Genomic DNA, 8,352 nt, shown 5'->3' with positions numbered 1-8,352 from the left:
CCTTCAAATTCTCAATCCGCTATTTGCATAATAAAGTGTCAACAACCAGCATCGGGCTTGTTCAACACTGAGATAAGGTCGCGGCTACGCGCGGCCTATCCTTATTTGTTATATGCCACTTTTACCCCAGTCATCTAGCACTTCTTGAAAGCTTTCAGCTACATCATTGGCATTAATATCAAAACAAGAATATCCGTATCCCAAAGCTACAATATCTTCTCTTACGTCTTTAATAGTATTCGCATTTTTAACGATTAGCATGCCTTTACGTGCACCATAACCTTCAATTAAGGCATCAATGACATATTTTTCGCCATTAACGCTTAAATGAAACGGCGCAAGGATAGTAAGTTGGTAACGTTCAGTTAGAAGTTTAATCGACAAGCCTAATCTCCCTGTGGCATATAACGCCCCGCTAAACGGAGAGCGTCAGCGAGTCCGGTGGAGGCCACGCTTTTTGTGGCCGGAACGAATTTAAGCGGTTTGTTAGGCGATTCTGAGGTTACTGGCATAGTTGCTCAATTATTTTTTCGAAATCAGGGTATTCGGATTTTGCCCTTCCAATAATTTCAGAAGCTGTGCTTTCGTGTTGTGGAGCAAACTTCTTAGCAAATGCCAGAAACTCTTCGTTCTTTGGCCTGTCTAGGCCGGGATAAGCTACGGCCTCATATGGGCCAATGCCATTAGCGAATAACCAAACATAGTCTCTAAAGTTTCGGGCGATTACTCCAACTTCACCCTCAGAGCCAAAAAATACGATTGGCTGCTGAAGCAAATCGCTATCATTTCTCACAAGCCAAATTGCAACATAACCCCCAGTTCCATCTTGGCCAAATATCAAATATTCACTACCATCAAGCGAACTGTTTCCAGTCCATGCCTTAATCCAATCAGAAGCATCCTCTTCAGAATAGAACTCATCAAATGGCTCGAAGTCTATTCCATCTCCATCAGCATAATCTATTTCAATTGCATGCAATTTTTTTAAGACATCTGGAAATTCTCTTTCCATGTTAAATCTCCGATTCTGATTTGACCGCCTAACGCCGCCAGCAGGGGCAGACAAAGCGCGTCGCGGTTTGGCAGTCCCTCTGGCTGGCCTTGTTAACTGTGGGATTGAATAAGCTCATCGACCCACGCTTTAAGTTTTGGGATTACCTCATTGATTTCAGACTCAAAGCCCTCTTTGTCGAAGTATTCCTCAGTTTCAATTTTGTACTGCCAATCCCTACCTTGCTGATGAACTGAATAGGGTATCCCCTCCAGGGCTTCGATTGACTCATAAACTATTTGTGCAAAAGCATCACGATCATTACGATTTTTATCGTATTTCTCTATTTCGTTTAAAAGTCTTTCTAATACGGTTTTATTCGACATTACCAACTCGATACTTTCGTACAGTTAACGTTTGGTTAAGGGGCGGGCTTTAGCCCGTCCCAGTGAGCGAAGCGAGCGATTTGAACCTATTGTTATGTTCTTGTTGGCTCAAAAAATAAACCTTTCAATTTTTCGCGTTGAATCAGCGCGATGAAGCGCTCGCTTGCAATTAAAAGCGGTGATTTAGAGTTGCCTGAGCCAAAGGCCACATCCGTGCGAGATAAATCATGGCGTGGAGGCTCCTTTAAGAATGCTGGTATTGCCCCAACAACTGACTCGTAGTTACCGCATGCCGAGCAGTATTTGTCTGCTTTCGATTTTCGCTTCTCAGTGTCAAAAGGCACTATGTTAGTTACAAGCATAACAAAATATAGTGGCTCTCTATTAATTGCCAAAAAATGTATGCCTGTTAAGCCTTCTCTAGAAATGGCTTCTTTGAATTTCAGCGAGGCTATATAGTAACCGTCATAGGTGGCTGATAAATCGTATGTTTTTCTTTTTATTCTAAAATTATCACTAATAAAATCAAAATTAGTTCTGATATTGCATTCTGGGCAGACCTTTACACCAATCACATTCTCAAAGACTCTATCTGTGCACGCGCACATATATGAGTCATTGTCATTCACGCTGACTGAGTAATTTTGCACGGTCTCTCCGTTTCTGCGAGAACATAACGTATGGTTAAGGGGCGGGCTTTAGCCCGTCCCAGTGAGCGAAGCGAACGATTTGAACCAATTGTTAGACGCTCGAATGTACGCTTTTTTAAAGATACTGCGATTCTGCTTTTAACGTGATGCGCGCTGAGCCTGCAAACGATGTGCGGATTTCCCGGTGCAGCCGCTTGATTAGTTTACTCCTCGGTTTGCTCAGGAGTTCGAGCAATAGTCCATGTATCTCCGATTTTGTTTCGCCAAGCATGGTAGCCTGGTTCAATTTTAGCGACCTCGAAAACTGTCGGATCTATTTTAGTAATTTCTTCTAGTCCAATCAATTTAGCATCTTTCATTGTGTATTCAATGTTCCCCACAAACTGCCAGCCATGATCTTCTAAGTCGTGATAGACAACTTGAATTTGGCACTCGCCCTCAATGACTTGTCGAATAGTAAATACCGCGCAATTTTTCGGCTGATCGAATGGCCATTCAACTTCTTTTTTCTTGAATATTCCGAACATTGCACGATCCTAATTGTGGAGTCTAACGCCGCCCACAGCGGTGAGCGTAGCGAGTCCGGCAGCCACAGGCTGCGGAATGCTGGGCCTTGTTAGGTATTTTACCCGTTAAACTTTTGATAACACTTTGGTGCATAACCCCAGACCCTAACAAAATCAGATGCGACTTCAAACTCTACACCAATATCACTAAGACAATTTAGAATCTCATCTTTCAAGTTTGTTTCTTCCTCAAACCTGCCGCCATCTCTGATGATAAAAATTGTTTTTACGAATTTAATGTCAAACCACTCAACACCGACAAATGGAAATGGGAGGTGATAAAACCAATCATTTTCCCAGTCCGATATAAAACCGTTTATCCATTTAGAACGATTACATACAGTCCATTCATTCGCTCTAAACGCAGTTAATAGCTCATCCCATTTCGTGTTGTTGCAAAGTCCAGCCAAGTTCTTTGATTTTATTTCTTTTTTTAACTTATCCAAATCCACAGTGGTAGGACAAGATTCTGACATTGGTAGAACGCTCATGGATACCTAACATTTTATTAGTGCGCATGCGCGTTTACCTCATTAGACCAGTAAAAACGCGCACTGTTAATTACTTGTAATAAAAGGAACTTATCAGCTTTTTTTCAAATACACCATCTGGAAAAACGCGCATGCGCGTTTCCCAAACCTATTAACTCGAACCGTCAAAGGATAAGCTATTGATAATTAATAAAATGCATGGGGATTCATAAGTGTAAACGCGCAAAAAATTTTACAATCTTCCTTGATTTCAGCGATTATCAAATAATACTGTACATATAAACAGTGTCGCAAGGATTGCTATCATGAGTATAAAAAGCCCTTTTTTAAGCGGTGTTCAAGAAGAAATGCGCATGCGTGGTTACAGTATCAGAACAGAAAAATCCTACCTGTATTGGATCAAGGCGTTCATTAACTTTCACCACAAGCGTCATCCTGAAACGATGGGAACAGAGGAGGTCGCACAATTCTTAACCTTCCTTGCCAATCAACGGAATGTGGCTATCAACACTCAAAAAATTGCACTAAACGCGTTAGCCTATTTGTACCAGAAACATTTGCATCATGAGCTTGGAAATTTAGGTTTTTGCTATGCCACTAAACAACGTTATTTACCTACAGTGTTATCCCCATCAGAAATCTCACTAATACTAAATGAGCTTGATGGCCGCGATAGGCTAATAATAGAACTACTCTATGGTAGTGGACTGAGAGTTTCAGAATGCCTCAGGTTACGTATCCAAGATATTGATATTGAAAAAGCTTCGTTGACTGTGAGGGATGGTAAAGGTCATAAAGATAGACAAACAATCCTCAGCCATAAATGTGCCATTAAACTCACAGCATATATTAATAAGGCAATGGAGATTCAACACCGTGACAACCAACAAGGGATCGGCCCTTCCCTACCCAATGCGTTAGAGCGTAAGTATCCAAATGCCTTTAAGCAACACGGATGGATGTTCATTTTCCCTTCAACCACAACCTGCATTAATCCTTATACAGGAACGCTTTGCAGGCATCATCTTCATCAGAGTGTTATTCGTAAAGCGCTCGGCAATGCGGTGCGTAACATCAAAATAACTAAGCGTGTTACCTGTCATACATTTAGACATAGCTTTGCAACCCATCTACTTCAATCGGGCAGTGATATCAGAAGTGTTCAGGAGCTACTTGGCCATAATGACGTTAGTACAACACAAATCTACACCCATGTGCTTGGCCAACATTACGCAGGGACAACGAGTCCATTAGATAAGTTATAAATTCTAAGTAATAAAGCAATCTCGATTGCCTCTAGTCGTATTACTAATTCAGGTAAACTAACACTTAACTTACAGAGTGTTTGGGTTGCCCCGTAAAACACTTGGAGGTAACTGGCGTTAGCCCAAACAAATGCATAAAGGCGTATTGTGGCAAGAGCACCAGAACGATAAATCCACAAAACAATCATTTGTAAAAGCCTAGTTTCATTGTGATCAATCTAGAGATCACACCTAAGCTCAGTGCATCATTTAATAGCGAATGAGTTTGCATAGGTATCTGTCCGAACCTTTGATAAAATCCAGTCAACGGGTTAGCAGTCTTGGTGGACAACCTCTAACCCGCCAGCCCTCGTAAGAGGGCGTTCCTTCTAATTCATTCTATCTAGCAGTGCCATTTCGGCTTTTCTTAGCCAGAAGATATAAGACTTTTTGCTGTCAAATCCCATTAAGGCCCACTGCTCTTTGCAGAGGTAATGGGCGCGAATGGCACGTTTACAGTTAAGGGATAACTGCTCAACGAGCTGGTCAAAATGGGCGACATGGGCAGGCACGTTAAGTTCGTGCTTTAAGTTGCCGCCGCCCAGTGCTTCACCTAAACGGTCGCAGGCGCTGCGGTTCGAAAACCCCTTGCCCAACTCTTGGTACACCCAATAACGGCCCCAGCGATACAGCCCTAACCGCAACGCCTTAATGTTCATCCTCTGCTCGGGTTCATCGCTAAAGCCCATTGGCCACCTCATTTATCTTCTCAATCGAAAGCTTAAACACATCAAGGCATATCGATGTCACATCGTCATAGGGCGCAGTAGTACGGCCATTTTCCCAACGTTGGTAAGTGTTGCGGCTAATGCCGTAAATCTCAGCCACTTCGTCTTGGGTCATGCCCCGTAAACGGCGCCCTACTTTCAATACATCCGCGGCGCGATTAGCCATAAATCCTCCTGCGTGAAGTCCATAACCCAGTTGTGCTATTTGTTATTGTCATCGTCATAACCACCCCACTAACATTGGCTCGTCTGGCTCGCTCGTCTCAGTGGTCGATTGGCGCATAATCTCGGGCGCCACATCATCAAACCCCAGTGTGATTAAGTGCGCATGGTAGGCATCCAACGCCATCAACATGCCCTTACCTAAGGTGCTGTTGACGTAAGTGCGCAGTAATAATGGCAAGGTGTGATTCAATATCCGCTCCCCCACCATAGTATCTACGCCCATGTCGGCAATAATGGTGCGGCATAGTTTGCGCAGCGCATGGGAGGTAAACGCCTTAAACCGAATCGTCTCACTCCAATATTGCCCGGTCCGAATGCTCACCGGCCCTACTTCACCAGGGAACAAAAACGCCCGCTTGCCCACATGCGTGTATTGCCACTGGGCGTAATGGGTTATCAGCTTCTTAGCTGTCGGCGTCATAGGTAAGCGATGCTCTTGGCGGTTCTTGGCATTCTCTGCGGGAATAAACCAGTAATCGCCGGCGAAGTGGTCCCATCTGGCTAAGCGGGTTTCACCTATGCGGGTACCGAACATCAGCATCAGCACAAACAGCATCGCCACCGGTCTTGCTGCATTTCGCAATGCGCTGAATAACGGCCCCACGTCCGACTCGCTTAACTGCGTGCCCACCAATGGCGGCATCTTCAAACTCATTTGCACCCGATACCCCGCCAAGCTATTGGTGTCTAACACCCGTAAATCGGCCGCAACCGATAGCGCCCGCTTTAACACTTTCACCGCGGCCTTGATGTAATTGGCCGAGTAGCCCTGCGCCAACATGGGTTTGATTAAATAACTGTCCACTGCGATAAAGTTCAGCTCATTGAGCGGTAACTCGGCAAAGCAGCCGCTGAGATGTTTACTCACTAACGATTTACAGTTACTGCGCCAGCTGTTGCTTAAGGTGCGGTTGCACTCCACATGGGTGACAAACCACGCCAGCAATTGCGCTACCGTGACAAACTCGTTGCTGATGACCGTTTGGCCCATGCTGCGTTTGGCTAACAGGCTGGGTAATTCCGCTAGAAAAGTCTTCAAGCACATCACTGGCCACACGCCCTGCTTTTGCCACACGGTTTTGCCTGCCTCGTTCATCACTAAATACACTGAGGCTTGGCGTCTATCGGTCGAGGCCCGTAACCGCACCGCCGGAAACTGCGTGTCCCGAAAGTCCCGTGTTATTCCTGCCCGCAACCAACGGCGCAATACCGCATCGTTTAACTTGCCTTGCTCTACGCCTGTTGCTGTCATCACCTGCGCCATCTAGCCCTCCAACCGATATTCAAAGGTGTGATGGGTACCCGAGCGAATGCGTTTTACCCGCTGGTTAATCGGCATATCCCGAAACCGTGCACTTAAGGCCGTCTCGCTGTCGTGAACTCCAAAGCGGTTAAAGCTTTCTTGCTGGATTTCAAACAGGGTCCAAAATCGTTTCCCTGTGATGATGCGCATTAAGCGTTCGCGCTGTGTCAGTGGTTTAGTTGCCATCGTTTGCCCCCTTAAGCCCAAGGTTGGTTCGTAAATTGGCAATAATTGATTTGGCCTTTGCCGCCTCTGTGGGCCGTGTCACCGTTTCGGGCAATGCCTTTGGCAATTCAACATCGGTCAACTCGCCACGGCTAAAGCGTCTGCATAACACTGTGTAATTGCGCTCAAAGGTCATTAATACGTCTTTTTCAAGCCCGGTCGCAAACATCCAACTACCCGTCTCGCGCACCGCCAAGCGCACCACATCATGGCTCCACGTATGCTTATCAGGGTGATGGTAATGGCGCGTTGCCTCCTTAAACGCCGCCTGTGATTTGGGCAGCCCTAAATCACAGGCCGTAGGTTGGCACCACAAAGCAAACTGGCGTGGTGTCGGCCAAAACTGCCTATCGCCCTGCTCGCGTCTGGCGCGATTCAGCCCCGCTTGCACTTGCTCGCGGCTGGCAATCCCCTGCGCCGCCAAGGTTTTAAGCCACTCGGCTTTGTGGATCGCTTCGTCCTCAGGCCGCGGCGCACTCACCGGGAACAACACCCGCAACTTGCTAAACACGCTGTCCACAATCGCCATGTCCATTGCCGTGGGCTCAGGTTGACTCACACGCCCCTGCCCAACCAACGGCTGGCGGATTAAGGTCTGCAGTGATTTCATGCTCGCATTTTGATTAGCCGTCATATCAAGGGGTCCTCTGGGTCATACACCGCGTAGCTCCAATCCACTTGCCCAACTGCAGCGGCCATCGGTCTTGGCAACGGCGTTAACCAGTGGCGTTCACGGATAAACTTGGTAATACCGAGCACAAACTGGCCGTTAGCACTAAAACCCCAACTCGCATCCAGCGCCGCAGCGTCCTTCAACCAGCTCACCGCCAACACGCAATCGGCATCGGTCAACTTTTCGGCCTTCCACGCTTTCCACGCAGCCGAATCCGAGCCGCCTTTGCGATGGGCTGGATACGCTTTAAAAAACGCATTGAAAACCGACTTAGCACTCGTTGCTGGACAAGAGTCTTTTAAAGATTCATTGATAGATTCAAGATTGATAGATTCTGGGTGAACCAGATTCACTAGGGGGGGTGAACCACGTTCACTAGCTGGTGAACCATATTCACTAGGGGGTGAATTTGCTTCACTAGGGGGTAGTGAACCAGATTCACTAGGGGGCAAATCTGCGTCATTGGGGGATAGTGAATTTGGTTCACCCCCTAATACAGCGGCGTCTCCCTTACATTTTAGCGCCATCGGCTCAAAACGAATGTGGAAAATATTGGTGGAATTCCCCTTCTCACCCTTGCGATATTCGCGCCGTAAAAAGCCGTCGTCCTCCAACGTTTTTACGTGGTTCATCACACTGCGGCGAGTGATCTCACACTGCTCTGCAATGTTCTGGTAACTCGGCCAGCATTCGCCTTGGTCATTGGCGTTATCGGCAAGCTTGATCAACACCAGCTTACGCAGTGGATTACCCACCTTGGCCTTCATCGCTTTTACCATCAATTCCATACTCATAAGTCACCCCCAAACG

At 46.4% G+C, this 8,352-nt stretch carries 13 protein-coding genes; 1 reads left to right on the top strand and 12 read right to left on the bottom strand.

The window, feature by feature from the left end:
• Positions 1 to 108 precede the first annotated feature (108 nt).
• The 6 genes from KO533_RS20535 to KO533_RS20510 all read right to left on the bottom strand — a co-directional run bounded on the left by KO533_RS20535 (position 109) and on the right by KO533_RS20510 (position 3,084).
• Positions 109 to 384 (bottom strand): hypothetical protein, encoded by a 276-nt coding sequence (locus KO533_RS20535; protein WP_028760233.1) that lies wholly within the window; start codon positions 382 to 384, stop codon positions 109 to 111.
• Between the two features lie 118 nt (positions 385 to 502).
• Positions 503 to 1,012, bottom strand: a complete 510-nt coding sequence (locus KO533_RS20530; protein WP_028760234.1) for a hypothetical protein — start codon at positions 1,010 to 1,012, stop codon at positions 503 to 505.
• A 92-nt stretch (positions 1,013 to 1,104) separates the two neighbouring features.
• On the bottom strand, positions 1,105 to 1,377 hold the full coding sequence (locus KO533_RS20525; RefSeq protein ID WP_219255924.1) for a hypothetical protein: 273 nt from the start codon (positions 1,375 to 1,377) through the stop codon (positions 1,105 to 1,107).
• A 92-nt stretch (positions 1,378 to 1,469) separates the two neighbouring features.
• Complete coding sequence (locus KO533_RS20520; RefSeq protein WP_028760236.1) at positions 1,470 to 2,027, bottom strand: hypothetical protein; 558 nt, start codon at positions 2,025 to 2,027, stop codon at positions 1,470 to 1,472.
• Positions 2,028 to 2,230: 203 nt separating this feature from the next.
• Complete coding sequence (locus tag KO533_RS20515; RefSeq protein WP_049821718.1) at positions 2,231 to 2,554, bottom strand: hypothetical protein; 324 nt, start codon at positions 2,552 to 2,554, stop codon at positions 2,231 to 2,233.
• 98 nt (positions 2,555 to 2,652) lie between these two features.
• Positions 2,653 to 3,084 (bottom strand): DUF6678 family protein, encoded by a 432-nt coding sequence (locus KO533_RS20510; protein WP_028760237.1) that lies wholly within the window; start codon positions 3,082 to 3,084, stop codon positions 2,653 to 2,655.
• Between the two features lie 305 nt (positions 3,085 to 3,389).
• Between KO533_RS20510 and KO533_RS20505 the strand changes: the two genes are divergently transcribed.
• On the top strand, positions 3,390 to 4,349 hold the full coding sequence (locus KO533_RS20505) for an integron integrase (RefSeq protein ID WP_028760238.1): 960 nt from the start codon (positions 3,390 to 3,392) through the stop codon (positions 4,347 to 4,349).
• A 368-nt stretch (positions 4,350 to 4,717) separates the two neighbouring features.
• Here the strand turns inward: KO533_RS20505 and KO533_RS20500 are convergent, their stop codons facing one another.
• The 6 genes from KO533_RS20500 to KO533_RS20475 are packed head-to-tail and all read right to left on the bottom strand — an operon-like array spanning position 4,718 to position 8,336.
• Entirely contained in the window at positions 4,718 to 5,077 is a 360-nt protein-coding gene (locus KO533_RS20500; RefSeq protein ID WP_012089980.1) for a hypothetical protein, read from the bottom strand.
• On the bottom strand, positions 5,067 to 5,282 hold the full coding sequence (locus tag KO533_RS20495) for a helix-turn-helix transcriptional regulator (protein ID WP_006082023.1): 216 nt from the start codon (positions 5,280 to 5,282) through the stop codon (positions 5,067 to 5,069). Before KO533_RS20495 ends, KO533_RS20500 begins: the two co-directional genes overlap by 11 nt.
• A 54-nt stretch (positions 5,283 to 5,336) precedes the next feature.
• Positions 5,337 to 6,605, bottom strand: a complete 1,269-nt coding sequence (locus KO533_RS20490) for a tyrosine-type recombinase/integrase (protein ID WP_219255922.1) — start codon at positions 6,603 to 6,605, stop codon at positions 5,337 to 5,339.
• Positions 6,606 to 6,830 (bottom strand): hypothetical protein, encoded by a 225-nt coding sequence (locus tag KO533_RS20485; protein ID WP_106650792.1) that lies wholly within the window; start codon positions 6,828 to 6,830, stop codon positions 6,606 to 6,608.
• Positions 6,820 to 7,503, bottom strand: coding sequence for a replication protein P (locus KO533_RS20480; protein WP_219255920.1), 684 nt, complete (start codon positions 7,501 to 7,503; stop codon positions 6,820 to 6,822). Before KO533_RS20480 ends, KO533_RS20485 begins: the two co-directional genes overlap by 11 nt.
• Complete coding sequence (locus tag KO533_RS20475) at positions 7,500 to 8,336, bottom strand: helix-turn-helix domain-containing protein (protein WP_219255918.1); 837 nt, start codon at positions 8,334 to 8,336, stop codon at positions 7,500 to 7,502. Before KO533_RS20475 ends, KO533_RS20480 begins: the two co-directional genes overlap by 4 nt.
• Between the last annotated feature and the right edge of the window lie 16 nt (positions 8,337 to 8,352).

This window comes from Shewanella sp. NKUCC05_KAH, assembly GCF_019345585.1.
Taxonomy (GTDB): Bacteria; Pseudomonadota; Gammaproteobacteria; order Enterobacterales; family Shewanellaceae; genus Shewanella; species Shewanella oncorhynchi.
The sequence above is the reverse complement of the archived record's forward strand: the minus strand, read 5'-3'. Positions and strand labels throughout refer to the sequence as shown.

Coding starts and splice junctions, on each gene's coding strand:
- KO533_RS20530 (WP_028760234.1), bottom strand. CDS start 1,012: ATGGAAAGAGAATTTCCAGATGTCTTAAAAAAATTGCATGCAATTGAA.
- KO533_RS20525 (WP_219255924.1), bottom strand. CDS start 1,377: ATGTCGAATAAAACCGTATTAGAAAGACTTTTAAACGAAATAGAGAAA.
- KO533_RS20515 (WP_049821718.1), bottom strand. CDS start 2,554: ATGTTCGGAATATTCAAGAAAAAAGAAGTTGAATGGCCATTCGATCAG.
- KO533_RS20510 (WP_028760237.1), bottom strand. CDS start 3,084: ATGAGCGTTCTACCAATGTCAGAATCTTGTCCTACCACTGTGGATTTG.
- KO533_RS20505 (WP_028760238.1), top strand. CDS start 3,390: ATGAGTATAAAAAGCCCTTTTTTAAGCGGTGTTCAAGAAGAAATGCGC.
- KO533_RS20500 (WP_012089980.1), bottom strand. CDS start 5,077: ATGGGCTTTAGCGATGAACCCGAGCAGAGGATGAACATTAAGGCGTTG.
- KO533_RS20495 (WP_006082023.1), bottom strand. CDS start 5,282: ATGGCTAATCGCGCCGCGGATGTATTGAAAGTAGGGCGCCGTTTACGG.
- KO533_RS20490 (WP_219255922.1), bottom strand. CDS start 6,605: ATGGCGCAGGTGATGACAGCAACAGGCGTAGAGCAAGGCAAGTTAAAC.
- KO533_RS20485 (WP_106650792.1), bottom strand. CDS start 6,830: ATGGCAACTAAACCACTGACACAGCGCGAACGCTTAATGCGCATCATC.
- KO533_RS20480 (WP_219255920.1), bottom strand. CDS start 7,503: ATGACGGCTAATCAAAATGCGAGCATGAAATCACTGCAGACCTTAATC.
- KO533_RS20475 (WP_219255918.1), bottom strand. CDS start 8,336: ATGAGTATGGAATTGATGGTAAAAGCGATGAAGGCCAAGGTGGGTAAT.